The organism is Roseivirga misakiensis (assembly GCF_001747105.1).
GTDB classification, from domain to species: domain Bacteria; phylum Bacteroidota; class Bacteroidia; order Cytophagales; family Cyclobacteriaceae; genus Roseivirga; species Roseivirga misakiensis.
Genome location: NZ_MDGQ01000005.1, coordinates 2,217,509 through 2,238,776 on the forward strand (window position 1 = coordinate 2,217,509; position 21,268 = coordinate 2,238,776).

26 protein-coding genes and 1 other RNA gene are annotated in these 21,268 nt (G+C 39.9%); 18 read left to right on the forward strand and 9 right to left on the reverse strand.

Translation table 11 applies throughout. From position 1 onward, the window contains the following. Window positions 1-79 precede the first annotated feature (79 nt). Genes hemF through BFP71_RS17290 form a run of 3 tightly spaced genes read left to right on the forward strand, consistent with a single transcriptional unit; the run spans window position 80 to window position 1,801 of the window. Window positions 80-982 (forward strand): oxygen-dependent coproporphyrinogen oxidase, encoded by a 903-nt coding sequence (gene hemF / locus BFP71_RS17280; RefSeq protein ID WP_069836667.1) that lies wholly within the window; start codon window positions 80-82, stop codon window positions 980-982. Further along, window positions 979-1,539, forward strand: a complete 561-nt coding sequence (locus BFP71_RS17285) for a phosphatase PAP2 family protein (RefSeq protein WP_069836668.1) — start codon at window positions 979-981, stop codon at window positions 1,537-1,539. Before hemF ends, BFP71_RS17285 begins: the two co-directional genes overlap by 4 nt. Before the next feature lie 7 nt (window positions 1,540-1,546). After that, the gene (locus BFP71_RS17290) at window positions 1,547-1,801 is read left to right on the forward strand and encodes a hypothetical protein (protein ID WP_069836669.1); all 255 of its coding nucleotides are present in this window, start codon (window positions 1,547-1,549) and stop codon (window positions 1,799-1,801) included. Here the strand turns inward: BFP71_RS17290 and BFP71_RS17295 are convergent. From BFP71_RS17295 to BFP71_RS17305, 3 genes are read right to left on the reverse strand one after another with little or no spacing between them, the layout of a single operon-like run. Next, window positions 1,798-2,427: a response regulator gene (locus BFP71_RS17295; RefSeq protein WP_069836670.1), complete on the reverse strand. Its 630-nt coding sequence runs from the start codon at window positions 2,425-2,427 to the stop codon at window positions 1,798-1,800. The two genes, BFP71_RS17290 and BFP71_RS17295, sit on opposite strands and share 4 nt — an antisense overlap. Beyond that, complete coding sequence (locus BFP71_RS17300) at window positions 2,420-4,117, reverse strand: sensor histidine kinase (RefSeq protein WP_088125097.1); 1,698 nt, start codon at window positions 4,115-4,117, stop codon at window positions 2,420-2,422. The genes BFP71_RS17295 and BFP71_RS17300 overlap by 8 nt, the downstream gene beginning before the upstream one ends. 8 nt (window positions 4,118-4,125) lie before the next feature. Continuing rightward, window positions 4,126-4,338 carry a hypothetical protein gene (locus BFP71_RS17305; RefSeq protein ID WP_141719797.1) on the reverse strand — a complete coding sequence of 71 codons (213 nt, stop codon included), beginning with the start codon at window positions 4,336-4,338 and terminating at the stop codon, window positions 4,126-4,128. 194 nt (window positions 4,339-4,532) lie between these two features. Here BFP71_RS17305 and ffs point away from each other — a divergent pair. Both ffs and BFP71_RS17315 read left to right on the forward strand, forming a co-directional pair. Further along, window positions 4,533-4,629, forward strand: an RNA gene (ffs, locus tag BFP71_RS17310) — signal recognition particle sRNA small type. A 47-nt stretch (window positions 4,630-4,676) separates the two neighbouring features. Continuing rightward, window positions 4,677-5,468 carry an MIP/aquaporin family protein gene (locus BFP71_RS17315; protein ID WP_069836673.1) on the forward strand — a complete coding sequence of 264 codons (792 nt, stop codon included), beginning with the start codon at window positions 4,677-4,679 and terminating at the stop codon, window positions 5,466-5,468. Between the two features lie 399 nt (window positions 5,469-5,867). Here the strand turns inward: BFP71_RS17315 and BFP71_RS17320 are convergent, their stop codons facing one another. Beyond that, complete coding sequence (locus BFP71_RS17320) at window positions 5,868-6,206, reverse strand: single-stranded DNA-binding protein (protein ID WP_069836674.1); 339 nt, start codon at window positions 6,204-6,206, stop codon at window positions 5,868-5,870. Window positions 6,207-6,402: 196 nt separating this feature from the next. Between BFP71_RS17320 and BFP71_RS17325 the strand changes: the two genes are divergently transcribed. The 5 genes from BFP71_RS17325 (at window position 6,403) to BFP71_RS17345 (ending at window position 9,352) form a co-directional block, all read left to right on the forward strand. Then, window positions 6,403-6,765, forward strand: a complete 363-nt coding sequence (locus BFP71_RS17325) for a DUF2116 family Zn-ribbon domain-containing protein (RefSeq protein ID WP_069836675.1) — start codon at window positions 6,403-6,405, stop codon at window positions 6,763-6,765. A gap of 72 nt (window positions 6,766-6,837) precedes the next feature. Continuing rightward, complete coding sequence (locus tag BFP71_RS17330) at window positions 6,838-7,644, forward strand: hypothetical protein (protein WP_141719798.1); 807 nt, start codon at window positions 6,838-6,840, stop codon at window positions 7,642-7,644. 101 nt (window positions 7,645-7,745) lie between these two features. Next, complete coding sequence (gene fsa / locus BFP71_RS17335) at window positions 7,746-8,402, forward strand: fructose-6-phosphate aldolase (RefSeq protein WP_069836677.1); 657 nt, start codon at window positions 7,746-7,748, stop codon at window positions 8,400-8,402. A 52-nt stretch (window positions 8,403-8,454) separates the two neighbouring features. Continuing rightward, window positions 8,455-8,658, forward strand: coding sequence for a fructose-6-phosphate aldolase (locus BFP71_RS17340; protein ID WP_069837145.1), 204 nt, complete (start codon window positions 8,455-8,457; stop codon window positions 8,656-8,658). A gap of 1 nt (window position 8,659) precedes the next feature. Beyond that, a complete protein-coding gene (locus BFP71_RS17345) occupies window positions 8,660-9,352 on the forward strand; it encodes a cell division ATP-binding protein FtsE (protein ID WP_069836678.1) in 693 nt (230 codons plus the stop codon). 1 nt (window position 9,353) lies between these two features. Here the strand turns inward: BFP71_RS17345 and BFP71_RS17350 are convergent, their stop codons facing one another. The 4 genes from BFP71_RS17350 to BFP71_RS17365 form a co-directional block, all read right to left on the reverse strand. Then, on the reverse strand, window positions 9,354-9,911 hold the full coding sequence (locus BFP71_RS17350) for a hypothetical protein (RefSeq protein WP_069836679.1): 558 nt from the start codon (window positions 9,909-9,911) through the stop codon (window positions 9,354-9,356). Further along, window positions 9,901-10,461 carry an RNA polymerase sigma factor gene (locus BFP71_RS17355; protein ID WP_069836680.1) on the reverse strand — a complete coding sequence of 187 codons (561 nt, stop codon included), beginning with the start codon at window positions 10,459-10,461 and terminating at the stop codon, window positions 9,901-9,903. The genes BFP71_RS17350 and BFP71_RS17355 overlap by 11 nt, the downstream gene beginning before the upstream one ends. Window positions 10,462-10,578: 117 nt before the next feature. Beyond that, a complete protein-coding gene (locus BFP71_RS17360) occupies window positions 10,579-11,274 on the reverse strand; it encodes a tetratricopeptide repeat protein (RefSeq protein ID WP_069836681.1) in 696 nt (231 codons plus the stop codon). 19 nt (window positions 11,275-11,293) lie between these two features. Next, window positions 11,294-12,718 carry a CCA tRNA nucleotidyltransferase gene (locus BFP71_RS17365; RefSeq protein WP_069836682.1) on the reverse strand — a complete coding sequence of 475 codons (1,425 nt, stop codon included), beginning with the start codon at window positions 12,716-12,718 and terminating at the stop codon, window positions 11,294-11,296. A gap of 157 nt (window positions 12,719-12,875) precedes the next feature. Between BFP71_RS17365 and BFP71_RS17370 the strand changes: the two genes are divergently transcribed. The 7 genes from BFP71_RS17370 to dapB all read left to right on the forward strand — a co-directional run bounded on the left by BFP71_RS17370 (window position 12,876) and on the right by dapB (window position 20,137). Then, window positions 12,876-14,489, forward strand: coding sequence for a CTP synthase (locus BFP71_RS17370; protein WP_069836683.1), 1,614 nt, complete (start codon window positions 12,876-12,878; stop codon window positions 14,487-14,489). Between the two features lie 12 nt (window positions 14,490-14,501). After that, window positions 14,502-16,340: a membrane protein insertase YidC gene (yidC, locus tag BFP71_RS17375; protein ID WP_069836684.1), complete on the forward strand. Its 1,839-nt coding sequence runs from the start codon at window positions 14,502-14,504 to the stop codon at window positions 16,338-16,340. Window positions 16,341-16,475: 135 nt separating this feature from the next. Then, window positions 16,476-17,156, forward strand: coding sequence for a metal-dependent hydrolase (locus tag BFP71_RS17380; RefSeq protein WP_069836685.1), 681 nt, complete (start codon window positions 16,476-16,478; stop codon window positions 17,154-17,156). A 7-nt stretch (window positions 17,157-17,163) separates the two neighbouring features. Next, window positions 17,164-17,931 (forward strand): ParA family protein, encoded by a 768-nt coding sequence (locus BFP71_RS17385; RefSeq protein WP_069836686.1) that lies wholly within the window; start codon window positions 17,164-17,166, stop codon window positions 17,929-17,931. A gap of 10 nt (window positions 17,932-17,941) precedes the next feature. Further along, entirely contained in the window at window positions 17,942-18,850 is a 909-nt protein-coding gene (locus BFP71_RS17390) for a ParB/RepB/Spo0J family partition protein (RefSeq protein WP_069836687.1), read from the forward strand. Between the two features lie 4 nt (window positions 18,851-18,854). Continuing rightward, window positions 18,855-19,421 carry a DUF5683 domain-containing protein gene (locus BFP71_RS17395; RefSeq protein ID WP_069836688.1) on the forward strand — a complete coding sequence of 189 codons (567 nt, stop codon included), beginning with the start codon at window positions 18,855-18,857 and terminating at the stop codon, window positions 19,419-19,421. Continuing rightward, the gene (gene dapB / locus BFP71_RS17400; protein ID WP_069836689.1) at window positions 19,418-20,137 is read left to right on the forward strand and encodes a 4-hydroxy-tetrahydrodipicolinate reductase; all 720 of its coding nucleotides are present in this window, start codon (window positions 19,418-19,420) and stop codon (window positions 20,135-20,137) included. The genes BFP71_RS17395 and dapB overlap by 4 nt, the downstream gene beginning before the upstream one ends. A gap of 7 nt (window positions 20,138-20,144) precedes the next feature. On the opposite strand, the gene ung is transcribed toward dapB, so the two are convergent. Next, on the reverse strand, window positions 20,145-20,807 hold the full coding sequence (ung, locus tag BFP71_RS17405) for a uracil-DNA glycosylase (protein ID WP_069836690.1): 663 nt from the start codon (window positions 20,805-20,807) through the stop codon (window positions 20,145-20,147). Between the two features lie 71 nt (window positions 20,808-20,878). Here ung and apaG point away from each other — a divergent pair, with 71 nt between their 5' ends. Next, window positions 20,879-21,268, forward strand: a complete 390-nt coding sequence (gene apaG, locus BFP71_RS17410; protein ID WP_394331367.1) for a Co2+/Mg2+ efflux protein ApaG — start codon at window positions 20,879-20,881, stop codon at window positions 21,266-21,268.

Below are 21,268 nucleotides of genomic sequence, written 5' to 3' on the forward strand. Positions count from 1 at the left end.
CAGGGGCAAGAGTTTATGGTTTCTATTTTTAATTTCGTCAGACAATTTTTCGTTACCGTCATTGTGATATTTTTGCAGTATGACTCAAGTCAATAAAGAACACATTTCAGGTGTTTTTAGAAACATTCAAGACCACATCTGCGCTGGCCTAGAGAAAGCAGATGGTTTAGCTAATTTCGTACAAGATCGATGGGAAAGGCCTGGTGGCGGCGGTGGCCGAACCCGCGTGATTCGACATGGTAATATCATTGAAAAAGGCGGGGTTAATTTTTCCGAGGTTTATGGAAAAACACCAGAGAAAATCTTAGCGTCTTTTGGCTTGACCGAGGGCGACTTTTTTGCCACCGGTGTTTCTATTGTCCTTCACCCTGAAAACCCTTGGGTACCGATTATTCATATGAATATCCGGTATTTCGAAATGTCGACTGGTACTTACTGGTTTGGTGGCGGCATTGATCTTTCACCTCATTATATCGATCGAGATGACGCGGCATTCTTTCATGGTAAACTCAAGGCCGTTTGCGACAAACATGATGCGAACTACTATTCTGAGTTTAAAGATTGGGCCGATAATTACTTTTACATCAAGCATCGCAAAGAAACACGTGGTATTGGAGGTATTTTCTTCGATCATTTGTCTGAAGGCAAGGAGCACTCGAAAGCCGACATCTTCAACTTTGTGAAAGATGTTGGACTCAGCTTTGCTCCGATTTATACGCACTTAATGAGTAAGAATGCCGTAAAACCTTATGGACAAACCGAAAAGGAATGGCAACGTTTGAGACGTGGCCGATATGTAGAATTTAACTTAGTCCACGACCGTGGTACTAAATTTGGCCTAGAAACTGACGGAAGAACTGAGTCTATTTTAATGAGTCTGCCGCCAGAAGCGGGTTGGGAATATGATTTTAACCCTTCAAGCAAATCCAAAGAAGCAGATACTTTAAGGTTGCTCAAAAAGGGCATTGATTGGAATTCATGATTGAACAACTCGAGCAGTGGGACAAATCGCTATTTAAGCTTCTAAATGGAGCTCATAATGACGTTTTCGATTTCCTAATGCCTCTAATCAGTAATAAATGGGTTTGGATTCCACTGTACGCGCTGCTGCTTTATTTACTTTACAAACATAAAAAAGGACACATCGCTATAACGTTGGTGAGCATTACGGCCCTTGTTTTTATCAGTGATCAAGTCGCCTCTGGGATTTTAAAACCTTGGGTTGGAAGGTTAAGACCTTGTTATGATCCTTCCCTTTCGGAAAGTGTTCACCTTTTAAAGGGTTGTGGTGGACAATACGGCTTTGCGTCATCCCATGCGTCAAATTCTTTTGCTGTGGCTTTTTTCTGTTGGATTTTACTCCGCGACCATGTCAAATATAGCTGGCTTTTAATTCCTTGGGCCGGGCTGGTCGCCTATAGTCGAGTTTACCTTGGAGTTCATTTTCCAGGAGATATCATTGTCGGAGCAATCATCGGTATATTAGCCGCTTACCTCGTCATTTGGCTCAAACAAAAGGTTCATCAATTAAAACTATAATCAGGTAATGGGTAAAAAAGACGCCATTGTTTATAAGTATTTTAAACGTGTATTTGATGATTATCAAGTACTCGTCGGAGTAAACCCAATTGATTTCTCAGGAACAGAACTCATTGTGCACCCTGATGGCAAAGTCGAAAAAACTGATATTCAGTTTGATGAAGATATTTATGAAGACTTAAAAGTAGATGAGTTTAAAGAAAGTAGTCCTTTAGAGTTTCAGCTGTATATGAAAAAGGAAATATTCGAGCGCAAGGATTAAACTATCCCCTTTTCGATCGCGAACTTTACCAAACCAGCGGTATTTTTAAAGCCCAGTTTCGAGACAATATTCTTTCGATGTGTGTCAACAGTATGCGTACTAATCGCCAATTCCTCAGCAATTTCATTGGTGGTATACTCAGATGCAATTAGGCGAATCACTTGTACCTCTCTTTTGGTCAATTGAACTTTGGCTACTGCATCTTCCGTTTTCTTTACGCTCTCGAACAGGGAGTCTTGCACATCTTTGCCGTAGTAGCGCTCTCCATTATTCACTTCATTAATCGCTAAAATCAGCTCTTTTTGGCCTGCATTTTTTAGAATACAGCCTTCTACACCCAATTGCATCAGCTGCTTAGTAAACTGAGGGTTATTATGCATCGTCAAGACTAAAATATGGAGATTATCCCCCCTTTCGCGCAGTGCCTTAATTACCTGGATTCCATCCATTTCTGGCATATTGATATCCAGTAAGAGCACGTCAGGACTTACAGATTGCAGCTGCAACAAAGCGTCTTTTCCGTTCTGTGCGCTACCACAAAACTTAATATTATCATTATCGGCCAATATAGAGGAGAGCCCATCGATTACTACCTGATGATCGTCAACTATAAAAACTCTAATCATTTTCAACTGGGATATCTATGGATATAGTTGTTCCGGCTCCTTTGCCCGAATCAACGTGAAAAGTTCCCTCTAATTTAGCAACTCTGGCTTTTAAATTACTCAACCCTATTCCATCTGCATTTTCCAGTCGTTTGGGGTCGAAACCAACACCGTCATCTTCAACAATTAAATTGACACTACCTTCATTTTGGTTGAGTTGAATATTGGTTTCTGTGGCTTGAGAATGCTTTAAGATGTTACTGATCAACTCTTGGACTATTCTATATAACTGCAACTCTTGCTCACCAGAAAGTAGATTATCTTTAATATTCACATAAAGATTTAAGTCCAGCTTACCCGTTTCCGAAATCCTAGTTTTTAAATCTTCTAGCGCTGGTATAAGACCGAACTTAGCCAGAACACCCGACATCATATCGTGCGAAATATTCCTTACCTCACCCGCCGCCAAATCTAAAAGTTCTGATGCGGTTAAAAATTTCTCTTTGTTTGGGTTTTCCTTTTCAATCTTCTCTTCTACGGCACTAAAGTGGAGTTTCACCATAGAAAGTATACCACCTAGTCTATCGTGTAAGTCAATTGCCACCCGTTTACGCTCTGTTTCCTGCCCTTCTAAAACGCCCTGTAAAGAAGCAATCTCTTGCTCTTGTAAAAGCTCATCTATCTTCTGCTTATTGATTTGATCGTTCTTTTCAGCAATAGCCAGAACAGATTTCCTTCGTTGATCGACAATATAGAGCCAAATAGATATTACGATTATGATTGCAACACCGATAATCAAAATAGTATTCTTCTGGCGTTCCTCTCTGAGAGCTTTAATCTCTAGGTTTGCGGTATAATATTGCTCTCTTACTGCTAGTAGTTTGTCTTCAATATTCCGAGAGTATAATCTTTGGGTAATATCATTTGACCTATACATAAAACCTAAGGCAGTCTCATAGTCGGCTCTTCTTTCATTGATGACTGCAAGGCCTCTTAACGACCTGAAAGCTGGAGTAGGAAAACTTAACGAGTCAGCCCACTTAAAGGACTTATTATAGTAAATTTCGGCACTATCTAAATACCGATTTGAAATATCCAAGCTATCATAATAATCCCAAATGAGATAATTCTCACCGATTACAAAATAGCGCTTCGCCAAAACATCATACTTACCGATAGCAGAATACAACTTTGCGGACTCTTGATTAAGTTCAATTGCATTGGACCATCTTTGTTTTTCGGTTTGTACAGATGCCATTCCCGATAAGACAATTCCTAATTTTAAAGTATCTAAATTTTTACGATAAAACTTTTCGGCTTGAGAGTAATACAACATGGCCGAGTCGAACTGACTTTTCCTTTCCATGACCAATCCTAAATTATAAATCGCAGTCATCTTTAAGTGCTCAACACCACCTTTCTCGGCATAAAGAATTGCTTCGTTTATTGCCAAAAGTGCAAAACTATCTCTCTTTGTAGATAAATAAGTTGATGAAATTTCAATTTTCGCACGACTCATGTACTCATAGTCACCAACTTCTTTTGCGCTCATAAAAAGGTCTTCCATCAAAAAAAGGGCAGAATCAAATTTTGATTCCCCCCTTAATTTATCACTTTGTTCAACCTGCCTCATCCATTCCTCATTGTCTTGCCCTAAACAGAAGTTACTGACACACAAGATGGCTAATAGAACGATGCATGGTCTTTTCATATGAGTATTTAGTGTTTACTTGGTCCTCCACCAGTTCCAGAACCTTCATCTCCTCCAGTACTAGAACCGCTTCCACTACCACCACTACTACCACTACCGTTATCTGGATCTGGATCGGTTGGTGGATCAGGATCTGGGTCTGTAAATTTAATCATTTGGCTGTTCAAAACAGCGCCTTTGAAAAGCACATCCTCTGACGTACTAATAGTCTGCATTAACATAACGTTATTGTTTTAGTTGAAAATAAAATGTCTCTGGTCAGTTTTACATCCTCGGAACAAGGATACTTGTGTGTGCTTACCTGTAAAGTAGTTCTAAAAGTCGCAGAAAAAAAATACCCATAAGTAGGTATTTTTATAGTTCGAAAAATATTATTTAAGCCTTTTGAGTTCACAATTTCTTAATACCTTTGTGCCCGGCAAAGGGATGCGACTAGCTCCTGCTGAACTCCCCCAGGCTGGGAACAGAGCAAGGGTAAGCGGTAGAGCAGTGCGACATCCTGATGCCTTTTTTTATTCCCTCCTAAATCGTATAATTACACACACGATTTTTTCCATCCATGTCAGTTTATTTAGCAGAGTTTATCGGCACCGCCATTCTTCTATATTTTGGTAATAGCATTAATGCGGCCACCACCCTAAAATTCTCATATGCCAAAGATTCTGGATGGATCATTACCACCATTGGCTGGGGCTTAGCCGTAACCTTTGGCATTTATGCTGTTGGTGAAATAAGTGGCGCCCACCTCAACCCTGCTGTAACTACCTCGCTCGCGATCGCTGGAGAACTCGAATGGAGTCTTGTTCCAGGCTATATTATCGCTCAGGTATTGGGTGCTATGCTAGGAGCTTCTCTTACATGGGTGCAATACTTACCTCACTGGGGAAAAACTGAAGATCAAGGCGCAAAGCTTGGTGTGTTTTGTACCAGCGGTGCCATAGATCAAAAAGGATCAAACCTTGTCAGCGAAATGCTTGGCACCATGATTCTAATCTTTGGACTTTTGATGATAGGCGCGAATAAGTTTACCGAAGGTTTGAACCCACTTGTTGTCGGAGGACTCATAGCCATCATAGGTATGGCACAAGGTGGTTCAACGGGTTATGCCATTAACCCTGCTAGGGATTTTGGTCCGCGTCTCACACATTTTTTGTTACCCATCAAAGGAAAAGGAGACTCAAACTGGGCCTATAGCTGGGTTCCTGTAGTGGGTCCAATTATTGGTGGAGGAACAGGCGCTGCACTTTATTACATAGCTTTTAAAGATGGTGTTCATATTCTCGGCTGGATTAGCATTGCACTTTGCGCTTTAGCAGTTATTTACGCTATCTACGAAGAGTACAAAAACTGAAGCTTACAACAGTAGCAACTAGAATATTCTCAAATTAACTTTCCAGCGGTGCTCAGTTCTACCGCCATTATTCTATCCAAAAATGTAACAACTTTCTCATTTTGGGAACGATTCCATAGCGAAAATTCCGTTTAAACGGCTGTTTGAGCAGTGGCAGGCTATTTGAATACAATTTACGGACGACACGAATAGCTATGATTACTGACGATTCCCTTCTTCACCGAAGAAAACGACGAACTAATGGAAGTGGTAGAAAAAAGCACTGGACCATCACAGCCTTTTTTATCATTATCACCTCTGTTATGTTGTTGAATGTAGTTCGCATAATAGATAAGGTGCTATTAATCTAGCACCTTATTTCTCGCTTTTTCAATGACATCATATCACGGGTGGTCAGCATTACTTTTTACCACCTAGCATTAACATTTCATTGAGGTTAATTTCAGTCACAAAACGCTTCTCCCCTGCCTTATTTTCATAAGACCTATGGATGAGTTTACCTTCCAAGGCTACTTCTTGTCCCTTAGTTAAATATTCTGCTGCTAGATCGCCCACCTTACCCCATGCTACAATGTTGTGCCATTGGGTATCCTCTATCTTTTCACCTTCACTGTTCCTGTAACTGTCCGTAGTAGCGATGGAAAATGTCGTAATAGTTTTACCCGAATTAAGGGTTCTTGTTTCAGGGTTCTGGCCAAGGCGTCCGATTAACTGTACACGATTTCTTAGATTTTGCATGATTATCAATTTTAAGTTTAGAATTTGAATTGGCGTCTTTCCGATGTCTCGAATTGACAGCAGCAAAGTTGGATGGGGCTCTGCTGTTTATTCGGTTCTTAAACATTTATAGTCGATTAACTTTCATTTGTAAACGTTTGTAATTGGATATATCATTGTTTCTCAGTAATTTATATTCATACCAGAAACTAGGTTAATGGAAGAAAAAAAGTGTTTGGAATGTGGGAAGCCTGTATTTGGCCGACGAGATAAAAAGTTCTGTGACGATCAATGCCGCAATACTTATAACAATAAGCAGAACGCAGACAGCAATAACTATGTGCGAAATGTTCACAATATTCTCCGAAAGAACAGGCGAATTTTGGAGGAGTTGAACCCAAAGGGCAAATCAAAAACTAGTCGCTCTAAGTTGAATGAAAAAGGCTTCGATTTTAATTACCATACAAGCACTTACACCACCAAGGCTGGCGCTACCTACTTTTTTTGCTATGAATATGGCTACCTACCTATAGAAGGCGACTACTTTGCCTTGGTAAAAAAGCAGGAATATGTGAATTAAATGATCGTATTCTAAACCGCTTTACAACCGTTTTTTCAAATGTGGTGTCAAAGAAACAGAACCATAACAATCATGAAGAAACTCGTTTACCTATTGCCAATTCTTTTTGTGGCGTTATCCTGTGAAAATGGAATTACGCCTATTGAAATCGATCACTTCAATGTCCAACAGATCGTTGATAATACCAATAGCGATTATATTCAAACCGAAGATTTTACTTACGACGATCAAAACCGACTTATCTCGGTTAGGAGAAAAGTGACATCGGACATTGATTTTACATCGGATGGTGAGCTAGTCGAGTTCAAGTACGAGGGCGATCGGCTTATAGAAAAGACACACAAGTATTTACCCAGCGACACGGCTTTTCAAAAAACCAATTACACTTATCTCAACGATGGAAGACTTCATCAAGAGCTTCTCTCCTATGCCTATTCTGGTGAAATGAATGTGGAATGGATCAACGAATACACTTATAATGCTGAAGGACAAGTTGTTGGGAAAATATCCTATAACCCGAACTCCATAGATACCCAAACCTCGAATAAATATTTTTGGCAAGGCGATAACGTTCAAAAAATTGAGCATTACTATGGCAAGACTTTGATTCATGAATCTACCTACACTTATGACAATGCGTTTAACTATAAACGAGGAAACCCCTATTTCTATAACTATGAATTTGATATAGCCAATAAAAACAATGTGACTCAAGTTCGTTATAAGGATTACTCTGGGCTTCTAGATTTAGCTTGCAACCCATGTAGCTACTCCTATGAGTATAACGATCGCTTACTACCAATTAAAGTGATGAGCACTTCTGGGTTTTTCCAGTCTCTCTCGATTTCTTACGCTATAATAGACTCTGGTATCAACTGATTTGAAGTCAATTTTTCATTGCTGAAACTAAATGGTTCTTGGTGGTTTTCAATCATTAAAAACGCTAGATTTGTAGCATCCAAACCTAGAAAAATTTAGCAATGAAATTCTTTATCGATACAGCAAATCTGAGTGACATTCAAGAGGCATATGACCTTGGCGTTTTAGATGGTGTGACTACCAACCCATCGCTAATGGCAAAAGAGGGCATTTCTGGTCAAGAAAACGTTATGGCGCATTACAAAGCCATTTGCGATATAGTAGATGATAATGTGAGTGCGGAAGTTATTGCGACTGATTTTGACGGTATGGTAAAAGAAGGTACTGAACTTGCCAAAATCGATGACAAGATTGTGGTAAAAGTGCCTATGATTAAAGATGGCGTAAAAGCCATAAAGCATTTCACGAACCAAGGCATAAGAACTAATTGCACATTAGTGTTTTCTGCAGGGCAGGCCTTATTAGCGGCGAAAGCGGGTGCTTCTTATGTATCTCCTTTCATTGGCCGACTAGACGATATCAGTTATGATGGTTTGCAACTGATCGATCAGATCGTAAACATCTATCAGAACTATGGTTTTACTACTGAAGTACTTGCGGCTTCCATCAGACACACCATGCACTTAATCCAGTGTTCAGAGATTGGTGCCGATGTAGTTACTTGTCCTTTAAATGTGATCACAAGTCTATTAAACCACCCCTTAACTGATTCTGGCCTTGCAAAATTCCTAGCGGATCATGCCAAGTCAAATGGATAAAACCTTTTCGCAAACGACGGGTTATTTGAATAATTCGAAGGATCGCGAAAAGATGTACATCATTAAAGTAAAGGGTAAAGCAAAAATTCCGGACTACATACAGTTACGAGATGAGAATTTTGTACTGATAGCTTATTTCAGAGCAGACCGCCCTTTAAAAAAATTGGAGAAGTATGGACTTGAAGGCAAGGAAGTTGCGTTAGAAGAAGTAATTAATAACTTGCCTTTTGGTAAACTTCAAAAATTAGAGATCTAAGATGCCCTTTTCAGGTGAACCCATTGTTCAGATAACCAACGCTAGTATTTTTCAAGAAGACAAAACAGTGCTCAATGATGTAAACTTGAGTGTTGAAAAAGGTGAATTTGTCTATCTGATCGGGCGTACTGGAAGTGGAAAAAGTTCGCTCTTGAAAACACTCTATTGCGATATACCACTGCATATGGGGAATATCAAGGTAGCAGGATTTGACATCGATAAAATCAAAAGAAAGGAAATCCCTCTTTTAAGAAGAAAGCTTGGTATTGTTTTTCAAGACTTTCAACTTCTACAAGACCGTAGTGTAGCAGAGAATATTTACTTTGTGATGAAAGCCACAGGTTGGAAAGACAAAAGCAAGATGAAAAGCCGTCTCTCTAATGTGCTCATGCGAGTTGGCCTAGGAGCGGTTGCCACTAAAATGCCTCATCAACTGTCTGGTGGTGAACAACAACGTGTCGTTATTGCACGGGCTTTGGTCAATGAACCATCAATTTTAATTGCAGATGAGCCAACAGGAAACCTAGACCCAGAAGTTTCAGATGGCATTTTCAAAACATTTGAAGAAATTAATAAAAGTGGGACTGCCGTTCTGATGGCCACCCATGACTTCAAGATTATTGAAAACTATCCTAAAAGAACCCTAAGGTGCGAAAAAGGGAGCGTTTTTGATTCCGCAGCTACGCCAGCTTAGATTACATAGAAAGTCCTACTTCTTTTCTCATTTCCTCGGGAAGTCTATCACTTTCGAGAATATCTAATTCACTATTGATCAGGTGTATTTTCTGCCTTAAGATATGAATCAACCTATCTAGAACTTCCTCCGATTGTTGGCTTTCCAAGAACACATTTTTTAGATCGGAATAGAGCACGTCTAAATTCTTAATTTCAGCTTCTAGGTAGTCAAACTGTGCATCTTCTTCCACCCCTTCGAGTTTTGAGATTTTGTTGGAAATAATGGATGAGTAAAACGTTTCTAGTTCTTCGAACTTTTCTAGGTTCGCTGTCTCTAATAAAGCTTGTTGTTCGTCAATATTTGGTGATACCTGGTCTTGGTTTGGCCTATCGATCAATAAAAAGGTTACTGCACCTACCAATAAAAAGACGGCTGCTTTCCAGTACCAAAGCTGATTGGTTGTCTTAGGTTCTAAATCTCGCTCAATCGCATTCCAGACATTATCGGATGGTGACTTATCGTCAAACTCCGCTCTGTTATTACGGATGAAATTTTCCAAATTATCTTTACCCTGCATATTTTAAATCCTCCTTTAAAATCTCTCTCAATTTTTTCTTAGATCGGTTAAACTGTGACTTAGATGTTGACTCGGTTACTCCAAGTATTTCTCCTATCTCCTTGTGATCATACCCCTCCAACAAATAGAGTGTTAATACTAAACGATACCCATCTGGAAGTCTTGAGATCCCCTCATTAACAACGGAAACTTCATATGATAAATCTTGACCATCTTGGTTTTCGATCTCCAGATCATACGCTCCAATATCCTCTACAGACTCTAAGTCTAACCTTCTTTTTTTAACCAAGTTGATCGCATTATTTACCACGATCCGCTTTAACCAACTACCAAAAGAGGCTGTACCCTTATAGTTTTTTAAGTTCTTAAAAGCACTCAAAAAAGACTCTTGAAGCACATCTTCAGCATCCATATCGCTATTGGTAATTCTCAAACAAGTATTGTACATAGCTTTAGAATAGAGTTTATACAACTCATACTGCGCCATGCGCTCTCCCGCGAGGCACCGATCAATTATCGCTTGATGAATATTTTGGTATCCGGTTTCCAATGGCTAAAATCATTCTAAAGACAGCATTCGATCTTTAGGGTTGCATCAAGAAAGTTAAGCATAAAAAAAGCTCCAACAAGTGGAGCTTTTATGCTTTTATTTTAGTGACAAGGCAACTTATCCTTTGTTCAATCCTTCTAAGCTATTCTTAGCAGCCTCAAATTCTGGGCTAAGCGTGAGTGCTTTATTAAACTGCACTTTAGCCTCCTCATTATTACCCTGCTCTACGGCCATCAATCCACGTAGGTTTGCAATGGCCGCTGCAAAAGGGATTTGCTGTACTGAGCCATCGCTTTTGTTTAGAGAGATTTTATCTTCCGCTTTAATTTTTGATTCAATCGTGGCCAAATTAGTTTCTGACTCCGTAAATCTTTTTAAAGCGTATTGTAAGTAAGCAATTTGATACTGAACATTTACATTTTCAGTTCTTAGCCAAAGCTTTTCATAATACTCGACAGCCTTATCATATAGTCTTAAATTTTCATAGCTCAAGGCCACGATCTCTAAGGCTATTTCATTATTTGGATATCGCTCTAGCATGTCTAACGAAACTAAAGCACTTGAAGTGTATTGCTGACTGTTGTAGTACAACTCAGAAAGCGTTCTCATAGCGGAAGAGTCATTTGGATTGAGTACCAAAATCTCGTACAACGCGTGCTTAGTTAAAAACGCATCATTATACTTCTGAGACCTTTCAAATAACGCTAAAGCTTTTGCATATTCATTTGACAAGTAAGTACTGTCTTGTGCCAATGCGCTGACACTTGTTAACATTAGCCCTAGAGCCAACACAAAAAACTTAATCTTCTTCATTTTATGTTTCGTAAATAATTTATCTCAGTGGTTTAACAACATTCAGGCCATGTTCCCTACCTAGTTCGAGCATATATTCATGCGCTTGATCAAATTCGTTTCTGATTTTTCCTTCCAAAACCGCCTCTTTCAACGCCTCTTTAATATCCCCAATCGTTTTTCCTGGTTTAAGGCCAAAGGTAGACATAATCATCTGCCCAGTAATAACTGGCTGAAAGTTACGAACTTTATCCTTTTCTTCTACAGCCACCATTCGGCTTTCCACCTTATCAAAGTTTTGAAGGTACCTTTTAACCTTATTATTATTCTTGGAAGTGATATCAGCTCTACAGAGCATCATCAAATCATCAATATCGTCCCCAGCTTCAAAGAGTAATCGACGGACAGCAGAATCTGTAATCTCATCTTTTACCAAAGCAATAGGTCTTAAATGGAGTTTTACTAATTTTTGCACGTAACGCATAGACTCACCCATAGGAAGTTTCAGCCTACGGAAAATACCTGGTGTCATGCGCGCACCTTTGTCTTCGTGACCGTGAAATGTCCACCCCACCTTCTTATTGAAGCGTTTTGTAGCTGGCTTGGCAATATCGTGCATTATGGCAGCCCAACGTAACCAAAGGCTGTCTGTGTTTTGGCTTATATTATCTAGGACTTGAAGCGTATGATAAAAATTATCCTTATGCGATTTATCTTCAATACTATCGACTCCCTGTAGTGCCACAAGTTCTGGAAAAACCTCTTTTAATAAGCCACAGTAAAAAAGCAGTTTAAAACCATATGAAGGTTCATCGGACAGAATGATCTTATTCAATTCTACAATAATTCGCTCTTGAGAAATGATCTTAATCCGATCTTTCATATCGATAATCCCCTGAAAGGTGTCGGCATCAATATCGAATTTTAGCTGTGAAGCAAATCGAATAGCGCGCATCATTCTTAAAGGGTCATCGGAGAAAGTCGTCTTTGGGTCCAGCGGTGTTTTAATCAGCTTTTCCTTTAAATCCTCTACACCACCAAATGGATCGACTAACTCCCCGTAAGAATCCTTATTCAGGCTTATGGCCATGGCATTAATGGCGAAATCTCTCCTATTCTGATCGTCTTCTAAGGTGCCGTTTTCAACGATCGGTTTTCGCGAGTCTCTTTGATAAGATTCTTTACGCGCCCCGACAAATTCTAACTCCAGATCATCGGTTTTGATCATAGCTGTACCGAAGTTCTTAAACACGGAAAGCGGATACTGACCTCCTAAAGATTTTTTGACCGCTTTTGCCAGCTCTATGCCACTACCGACACAAACAAAATCGATATCCTTAGAGGGGCGTTTCAGCAGAATATCTCTAACATAACCGCCGACTACATATGTCTCTAAGCCCTCATTATGAGCGACTTCACTTATCGTTTTAAAAACGGGGTCTTTGAGCTTATGGGCAAGATTCATTCGGGGTAATTCTTAAAAGCACGCAAAGTTAGTGGTTTAAACTAGGTAGTTCAAAACGATTCTGAGTACATCTCTGGAAAGATTGTATTTTCGACTCAAAGATTCAATTGAAATTCTTACCTTTGTATCCCATAAGTTAATTTCTCTTATCACACTTATGGCTTCTGCGAAATACATTTTTGTTACTGGTGGTGTTACTTCTTCTTTAGGTAAAGGAATAGTAGCGGCTTCTCTTGGCAACTTATTAATGGCTCGAGGTTATCGGGTTACTATTCAAAAGTTTGATCCATATATTAACATTGATCCTGGGACTCTGAATCCTTATGAACATGGCGAATGCTATGTAACCGATGACGGGGCAGAAACCGACCTAGACTTGGGCCATTATGAGCGTTTTCTAAACATTAAAACGTCTCAAGCTAATAATGTTACTACTGGTCGTATATACCATAATGTAATTACTAAGGAGCGCCGTGGTGACTATTTGGGAAAAACAGTACAAGTAATCCCACATATTACCGATGAGATTAAAAATAACTTTTTCCGGTTAGGTGAAACTGGAGATTATGATATTGTCATCACCGAGATTGGCGGTTGCGTCGGCGATATAGAATCACTCCCATTTATAGAAGCAGTAAGGCAAGCTAGATGGGATGTTGGAGAAAACAATTGTTTGGTAGTTCACTTGACGCTGATTCCTTATTTAAAGGCCGCAAAAGAATTAAAAACTAAACCCACTCAGCATTCAGTCAAGCAACTATTAGAAGCCGGTATCCAACCTGACTTATTAGTTTGCCGATCGGAAAAACCGTTACCAAATGATATCAGAAAGAAATTAGCGCTTTTCTGCAATGTTCAGTTGAACTCTGTAATAGAAGCGCTTGATGCCGATACTATTTACGATGTGCCGCTTTTGATGAGGAAGGAAAAGTTAGACGAGCGTGTTTTGACTAAACTCAAGCTTTCCGCAAAAGAGCAACCACAAATAGACGACTGGAGAAAGTTCTTAGGCAAGCTCAAAAACCCGACTAATGAAGTCAACATTGGTCTGGTTGGTAAATATGTCGAGCTTCCGGATGCTTATAAATCTATTGCCGAAGCGTTTATCCATGCAGGAGCGCATTTAGAATGCAAAGTGAACGTTCACTGGATTTCTTCGGAGACTATCACCAAAAAATCCGTTCATAGAACCCTAAGAGATTTAGATGGTATTCTCGTTGCTCCTGGTTTTGGAGAGCGAGGTATTGAGGGTAAGATCGAAGCAATCAGATATGTCAGAGAAGAAAATATACCTTTCTTTGGTATCTGTTTAGGAATGCAATGTGCTGTGGTTGAGTTTGCTAGAAATGTATTGGGCCTTGAAGGCGCAGCTTCTACCGAACTTTATCCAGAAACAGAGCACCCTGTAATTGGACTCATGGAGGATCAAAAAAATATAGAAGATTACGGCGGTACCATGCGTCTTGGCGCTTACGATTGTAAAGTCAAGAAGCCTTCGAAGGTGTTCAATGCCTATGGGTCTACTAAAGTGGATGAAAGACACAGGCATAGATATGAGTTCAATAATAAATACCTTGCCGACTTTGAAGCAGCAGGTATGTCAGCAGTTGGTAGAAACCCTGAGTCAGATTTAGTAGAAATCATGGAGATTCCAGCTCACCCGTACTTTGTAGGCACCCAATTCCACCCAGAATTAAAGAGTACGGTAATGAACCCTCACCCCCTATTTGTAAGCTTTATTGGTGCAGTAGTCAAAAACAAAAAGAATTAATTTTTAGAGAAGATGGATAAGAATTCGGTCATTGGCCTAGTCTTAATTGCGGTTATTTTAATAGTGTACTCTATCGTTTTTCAGAATCCTGAAGAACCAGAAGTTATTGATTTAGAAAGCCCTACTGTTGAGCAAGTAGATCCGGCAAATGTGCCGCAAGAATTACAAGCTACAGAAGGACAACCAACTTTAGACACGACTGCACTGGCAAGTCAGTTTGGTATCTACGCTAGCGCCATGAGCGGAGCAGAGAAAACATTTGAAATCACTACGGACAAGGCAAAATACACCTTCACAAATAAAGGTGGGCGTATCCAGAAAGTAGTATTGAATGAAGACTCCTATGTCACTTTTGATGGCAAACCGTTGGTTCTTTTTGACGAGAATACGAGTCAACAAGCCATTAATCTTCCAACAACGAATGGCAACATTAATCTAAGCGACCTATACTTTACAACAAGTAATTCTAGTAGAACAATCCTTGGCCAAGATAGTGTAACGGTAAAGTTTGTAGCCGATTTGGGTAATGGCAACGCGCTAGAACAAACCTATATCATCAAGTCAGATAAATATGATGTTGACTATCAGGTGAAAGCAAATGGCCTTAGAAACAGCATCATTGGCAATGAAATGACTATAGCCTGGTCTATGGCCATGCAGCGCTATGAGAAAAATCTCGATGATTCGAGAAATAAAACTACTGTTAGATATTACACCCTCGCCGAAGATTCTGATAACTTATCGGCTACCACTCAAGACCCTCAGACGGAAGTAATCGCTGAAGGTGTTAAATGGTTAAGCTTTTCTCAAAAGTTCTTTAACTCGGGAATCATTTCTGAAAAAGGATTTACACAAGCTACTATCGGCACTACCCCTGGTCTAGATTCTACAGTTGTCAAGTCTGGTTTAATGGAGTTGAGTACACCGATAAGCGAGGTTATGATTGGGGCCAATTTCACTTATTATTATGGCCCAAATAGCTACAAAGGACTTAAAAAGGTAACTGAGGGTTATGAAGACAATGTTTACATGGGTTACAAACTTGTAAGCTGGGTAAACAAATACATCATTGTTGAACTCTTCGGCTTTCTAGAAAAGTACATCGGAAACTACGGCGTCATTATTATGATCATTGTATTGATCGTAAAACTGGCCCTATTCCCACTTTCAAGAAAGTCCTACTTGTCCATGGCAAAAATGAAGGCACTCAAGCCTGAATTAGATGCCCTCAAGGAAAAAGTTGGTGGTGACCAACAAAAGATGCAGCAAGAGCAAATGCAGCTTTACCGCCAAGTGGGTGTAAATCCGATAAGCGGATGTATTCCGCTGGTTTTGCAAATGCCGATTCTGTTCGCGATGTTCTTCTTTTTCCCTAACTCGATTGAATTAAGACAAGAATCCTTCCTATGGGCAAATGACCTTTCGACTTATGATGTACTGATCAACCTGCCTTTTACTATTCCTTTTTATGGCGCTCATGTTAGTGGATTTACACTATTAATGACCCTATCAACATTACTTTACACATGGTCTAACAACCAAGTAAGTTCTGTTCAAGGACCGATGAAAAGTATTGGGTACTTTATGCCGATCATTTTCATGTTTGTACTGAATAGCTATTCTTCGGGTTTAAGTTTCTACTACTTCGTCTCAAACATCATCACATTCAGTCAACAGACCTTGATCAGAAGATTTGTAGATGAAGATAAAATCAGAGCAACCCTGCAAGAGAACAAGAAAAAGAATGCGAACAAGAAAAAGTCAAAGTTCGCACTAAGGCTGGAAGAAGCCATGAAGGCCAGTCAAGAAGCTCAAAAACAAAAACAGCTTCAGAACAAAAAGAAAAAGTAACTTAAAAAAGGGAGGTTAATAGCCTCCTTTTTTTATGCCTTTCATTTTAAGTTGGCACAAAGTCTACACTCAGAACTTTCATCTAATCTGCTATCTTTGTATACTATTTGTTAACCTTAAACATTCTGCCTCACGATGAAATTCACCTTCTATGGTCATGCTTCATTTTTAATCGAAACTCAAGGCAAAAAGCTGTTGTTTGATCCCTTCATAACACCAAATGAATTGGCTCAATCGATCGATGTTGATGGTATTCAACCAGACTACATTATTCTGAGCCACGGACATGGCGATCACGTAGCTGATGTAGAGCGTATCTACAATGGATCTAATGCCACCATAATTTCTACATATGAAGTAGTCAATTGGTTTGGGGCCAAAGGCTTGGAAAGAGGCCATCCTATGAACCACGGAGGCTCTTGGACTTTTGATTTCGGTACCATAAAACTGGTCAACGCTGTGCACTCTAGCTCTATGCCTGACGGTAGCTACGGAGGACACCCGGCCGGAATTGTAATCAAAAATGATGAAGGTTGTTTCTATTACTCAGGTGATACTGCCTTAACAAAAGACATGGAATTAATCGGTGAAGAATTCGAATTAGACTTCTCGATTATGCCAGTTGGTGACAACTTCACCATGGGCGTTGCCGATGCTATGAAAGCCTGTAAAATGGTGGCTTGTAATGAGCTAATAGGCGTTCATTTCGATACTTTTCCTTACGTCGCCATAAATCATGACGATGCGCTTGCAATAGCTCAAGAAAACAAGGTTAACTTAGTGCTACCAGAAATAGGTAAAACACTTTCACTCTAAAATACACATGGGCAAAATAATCGCGATAGCAAACCAAAAAGGTGGCGTTGGCAAGACTACCACTGCCATGAATTTGGCAGCAAGTTTGGCTGTTTTAGAATACAAGACTTTAGTAGTAGATGCAGATCCTCAGGCTAACACTACCTCTGGCTTAGGGATTAACCCCAGAGAGGTAGAAATGAGTGTCTATGAGTGCATGGTCGGTAAGGCGGAAATTGGCGACTCAATTGTAGAGACGGAAATTCCATTTTTAAACCTGCTCCCCTCACATATCAACCTTGTAGGTGCGGAGATAGAAATGGTAAACATTTCTAATCGAGAGGAGAAAATGAGAGATGTGTTGAACAGCGTAAGAGCAGACTATGATTTCATACTCATAGACTGTGCACCATCTTTAGGACTAATCACTGTAAACTCACTCACAGCAGCCGATGCCGTGTTGATCCCCGTACAATGTGAATATTTTGCTTTGGAAGGCTTGGGTAAGCTATTGAATACAATTAAGATAATTCAGAAAAGACTAAACGCTAATCTGGCTATAGAAGGTATACTGCTTACAATGTATGATACTAGGCTACGTTTGTCTAATCAGGTGGTAGAAGAAGTACAAGTCCATTTTAAAAATATGGTTTGTAAGACCATAATACCGAGAAATGTAAAACTAAGTGAGTCACCAAGCTTTGGTATACCAGCCATTGTACACGACGCCGAAAGTAAAGGCGCACTGGCTTATTTAAATTTGGCGAAAGAAATAGCCGATAATAATAAAGGATAAGATTTTTAATATGGCAGCTAAAACTCCAAAAAGGAAGAACGCATTAGGAAGAGGTCTTGGAGCACTACTGGAGGATTCTTCAATAAATACCGCACCCAGTGCATTAGATAACAACCCAGTGGGGTCGATGAACGAAATCCGATTGGATCAAATTCAAGTGAACCCCTACCAGCCGAGAACTCATTTCGACAGAGAAGCCTTAGAAGAGCTTGCCGAATCCATCAAAGTTCAAGGAATCATTCAGCCAATCACGGTTAGAAAGCTTAGCCAAGATGAATATCAGCTGATTTCAGGTGAACGAAGGTTTCAAGCATCTAAAATTGCAAAGTTAGACACAGTACCAGCCTACGTTCGTACTGCGGATGACCAACAAATGCTAGAAATGGCATTGATAGAAAACATCCAACGGGAGAATTTAAATGCTATGGAAATAGCCCTGAGCTACCAGCGCTTACTCGATGAATGTGACCTAAAACAAGAGCAGTTAGGCGAACGTGTAGGAAAGAATAGAACCACCGTAAATAATTACTTAAGATTACTGAGACTACCACCAGATATCCAAGCGGGCATAAGAGATAAAAAAATCTCGATGGGCCATGCACGAGCCATTGTTAATGTCGAGGATATAGATAAACAGCTACATATTTTCAAAAAAGCCGTAAACGAAGAGCTATCGGTACGAAAAGTAGAGCAATTGGTACGAGATTTGATGTCAGGCAAGGACGCAAAACCAGCGAGTTCAAAGAAATCATCGAGTCAACATAGAAGTTACGAAGTGCAACAGGTACAACAGAAACTATCGTCTCATTTCGGAACACGTGTTGGTTTAAAAGCTGACGGACAATTCAGAGGTGAGATTAAAATTCCATTCGTTTCTACAGAGGACTTGAACCGTATTTTGGAGATTATAAATATGTAACATCATGCGCTTAGCTACAACGGTTTTAATCCTAGTTTTCATAACCAATTTTGCAGTATCCCAAGAGAAAACTGCCGAATTGAAAAACGGACAGATCGTAGGCGAAGCCATAGCTGTATCTCAAGGTCAAAAGTACTACAACCCCAGAAAAGCTTCCACCCGATCGGCCATCATTCCAGGCTGGGGACAAATTTACAATGACAGCTGGTGGAAAGTCCCTATCATATATGGAGGGCTCGGGGGGTTAATTCACTTTGTGGGGGTGAATGAGGGACTCAGAAATGATAACCTCACCAAAATAGAAATAGAAGAAGCAAAGGACGACCCAAATTTGGATCTTATTCGAGTTTACCAAAGACGAGCTGATAATTGGCGTAAGAATAGAGATTTAGTCTTTTTAAGTATGGCCGGCTTATATGCCTTGCAAATCATAGATGCTGCCGTAGATGCACATCTTAAAGGTTTTAATGTAGACGAGAAATTAGCACTGAACGTAAAACCAAAAATGGGTGTTCTTTCGAACGGAGCTCCATATATGGGCTTCCGTGTAACACTACCAATTGGGAGATGAATATACTGTTAATAGGCTATGGCAAAATGGGGCAACTCATAGATAAGCTTGCCACTGACGCCGGACACCAAATAGTCGGCAAAATCACAATCGATAATACGGCAGATTTACAAACCTTGGATACCGAAGCGGTTGATGTGGCTATTGAATTTAGTCAACCTGAAGCGGCTATCGATAATATCAAATGGTGTATAGATCACCAAATTCCGGTGGCCGTCGGCACAACTGGCTGGCTGGATCGGAAACAAGAAGTTGACGAGTACTGCGAGTTAAATAACGGCACTTACTTAGTAGCATCTAATTTTAGCATCGGCGTAAACTTATTCTTCAAGCTAAATGAGCAATTGGCCAAACTAATGAATAGCCAAAGTCAATATGCAGTATCCACTAAAGAGATTCATCACACCCATAAGTTAGATGCCCCAAGTGGCACTTCAATCTCAATTGCCAATGGGATAATTGATCACTTAGACAGAAAGACAAGTTGGGTAAATGAAGAAACTGATGTACCTACTGAGCTGACAATAATTTCTGAAAGAATAGACCCAGCCCCTGGAACGCATGAAATTTCATACACTTCGTCAGTAGATACTATCGATATTCGGCACACCGCACACTCTCGAGAGGGATTTGCAAAGGGTGCAATAGCCGTTGCTGCTTGGTTAAAGGACCAAAAGGGTGTTAAGTCGATGGAAGACTTTTTAAACCAAGTTTAAACTTCTTTTACCAGTTTATTGTCGGAAGGCCTCTACCCTCCAAATATGCGTTGGCCTTACTAAAGTGGCCGCAGCCGAAAAAACCTCTATGTGCTGATAATGGTGATGGATGCGGTGATTTCAAAACGCAATTGTCATTGACATTTACTATAGCACCTTTCTTTTGGGCGTAGCTACCCCAAAGGATGTAAACAACGTCCTTCTTTCTACTGGCCAATTGACTAATCACGGCATCCGTAAATTCTTCCCAACCCTTCTTCTGATGCGACCCAGCCTGATGTGCCCTCACTGTAAGCGTTGAATTCAGGAGTAAAACACCTTGATTTGCCCATCGCTCTAAAGAGCCATTTGGTGGAATCTCCAATCCAAGGTCATTCTTCAATTCCTTGAAAATATTGACTAAAGAAGGCGGAAAAGGGATGCCTTCATGCACTGAAAAACAAAGACCATTGGCTTGACCTGGACCATGATAAGGGTCTTGACCCAGAATGACCACTTTTACTTCGTCAAAGGGACAAGCATCGAAAGCGCGAAAAATATCAGCACCTTTCGGGTAAACCGTTCCTTTATTATACTCCTCTTTGACGAACGAAATCAGTGATTTGAAATAAGGTTTTTCAAACTCATCTACCAATACTTCTTTCCAACTCTCCTCAATTCTTACGGCCATTGAATTTTCCTTTACTCGACTAGTTATTTTAGAACTAATCTATAACTTTAAACGTCATAAGTAAACAGATAATGATTGTTACTGCAATTACAGATGGGATAAAAGTTTGTGTTGAAACAAACTACCAGCCGGAGTACTCTAGCCCTGGCCAATCTCATTATGTTTTTACTTATAGAATTACGATTGAAAATAACGGTGACTATACCATTAAACTCCACAGAAGACACTGGTACATTCATGATGCTAATAATGCAATGCGTGAAGTAGAAGGTGATGGTGTTGTAGGGCAACAACCCGTATTGGAGCCTGGGCAGAAACACCAATATGTTTCGGGCTGTAACTTACGGTCAGGATTCGGCAAAATGTATGGCACCTATATGATGGAAAAGGTGGTTGACGGTAAAGAATTCGCAGTCAATATCCCTGAATTCAATATGATAGTCCCCTATCTCTTGAACTAA

What these genes read in the sequence shown, in the direction of transcription:
- BFP71_RS17295 (WP_069836670.1), bottom strand. Translation starts at nt 2,427, where the DNA reads ATGATTAGAGTTTTTATAGTTGACGATCATCAGGTAGTAATCGATGGG.
- BFP71_RS17285 (WP_069836668.1), top strand. Translation starts at nt 979, where the DNA reads ATGATTGAACAACTCGAGCAGTGGGACAAATCGCTATTTAAGCTTCTA.
- ung (WP_069836690.1), bottom strand. Translation starts at nt 20,807, where the DNA reads ATGGCCGTAAGAATTGAGGAGAGTTGGAAAGAAGTATTGGTAGATGAG.
- BFP71_RS17305 (WP_141719797.1), bottom strand. Translation starts at nt 4,338, where the DNA reads ATGTTAATGCAGACTATTAGTACGTCAGAGGATGTGCTTTTCAAAGGC.
- BFP71_RS17370 (WP_069836683.1), top strand. Translation starts at nt 12,876, where the DNA reads ATGGCTTCTGCGAAATACATTTTTGTTACTGGTGGTGTTACTTCTTCT.
- yidC (WP_069836684.1), top strand. Translation starts at nt 14,502, where the DNA reads ATGGATAAGAATTCGGTCATTGGCCTAGTCTTAATTGCGGTTATTTTA.
- BFP71_RS17390 (WP_069836687.1), top strand. Translation starts at nt 17,942, where the DNA reads ATGGCAGCTAAAACTCCAAAAAGGAAGAACGCATTAGGAAGAGGTCTT.
- BFP71_RS17365 (WP_069836682.1), bottom strand. Translation starts at nt 12,718, where the DNA reads ATGAATCTTGCCCATAAGCTCAAAGACCCCGTTTTTAAAACGATAAGT.
- BFP71_RS17350 (WP_069836679.1), bottom strand. Translation starts at nt 9,911, where the DNA reads ATGCAGGGTAAAGATAATTTGGAAAATTTCATCCGTAATAACAGAGCG.
- apaG (WP_394331367.1), top strand. Translation starts at nt 20,879, where the DNA reads ATGATTGTTACTGCAATTACAGATGGGATAAAAGTTTGTGTTGAAACA.
- BFP71_RS17345 (WP_069836678.1), top strand. Translation starts at nt 8,660, where the DNA reads ATGCCCTTTTCAGGTGAACCCATTGTTCAGATAACCAACGCTAGTATT.
- hemF (WP_069836667.1), top strand. Translation starts at nt 80, where the DNA reads ATGACTCAAGTCAATAAAGAACACATTTCAGGTGTTTTTAGAAACATT.
- BFP71_RS17320 (WP_069836674.1), bottom strand. Translation starts at nt 6,206, where the DNA reads ATGCAAAATCTAAGAAATCGTGTACAGTTAATCGGACGCCTTGGCCAG.
- BFP71_RS17385 (WP_069836686.1), top strand. Translation starts at nt 17,164, where the DNA reads ATGGGCAAAATAATCGCGATAGCAAACCAAAAAGGTGGCGTTGGCAAG.
- dapB (WP_069836689.1), top strand. Translation starts at nt 19,418, where the DNA reads ATGAATATACTGTTAATAGGCTATGGCAAAATGGGGCAACTCATAGAT.
- BFP71_RS17360 (WP_069836681.1), bottom strand. Translation starts at nt 11,274, where the DNA reads ATGAAGAAGATTAAGTTTTTTGTGTTGGCTCTAGGGCTAATGTTAACA.
- fsa (WP_069836677.1), top strand. Translation starts at nt 7,746, where the DNA reads ATGAAATTCTTTATCGATACAGCAAATCTGAGTGACATTCAAGAGGCA.
- BFP71_RS17395 (WP_069836688.1), top strand. Translation starts at nt 18,855, where the DNA reads ATGCGCTTAGCTACAACGGTTTTAATCCTAGTTTTCATAACCAATTTT.
- BFP71_RS17290 (WP_069836669.1), top strand. Translation starts at nt 1,547, where the DNA reads ATGGGTAAAAAAGACGCCATTGTTTATAAGTATTTTAAACGTGTATTT.
- BFP71_RS17300 (WP_088125097.1), bottom strand. Translation starts at nt 4,117, where the DNA reads ATGAAAAGACCATGCATCGTTCTATTAGCCATCTTGTGTGTCAGTAAC.
- BFP71_RS17330 (WP_141719798.1), top strand. Translation starts at nt 6,838, where the DNA reads ATGAAGAAACTCGTTTACCTATTGCCAATTCTTTTTGTGGCGTTATCC.
- BFP71_RS17380 (WP_069836685.1), top strand. Translation starts at nt 16,476, where the DNA reads ATGAAATTCACCTTCTATGGTCATGCTTCATTTTTAATCGAAACTCAA.
- BFP71_RS17325 (WP_069836675.1), top strand. Translation starts at nt 6,403, where the DNA reads ATGGAAGAAAAAAAGTGTTTGGAATGTGGGAAGCCTGTATTTGGCCGA.
- BFP71_RS17340 (WP_069837145.1), top strand. Translation starts at nt 8,455, where the DNA reads ATGTACATCATTAAAGTAAAGGGTAAAGCAAAAATTCCGGACTACATA.
- BFP71_RS17315 (WP_069836673.1), top strand. Translation starts at nt 4,677, where the DNA reads ATGTCAGTTTATTTAGCAGAGTTTATCGGCACCGCCATTCTTCTATAT.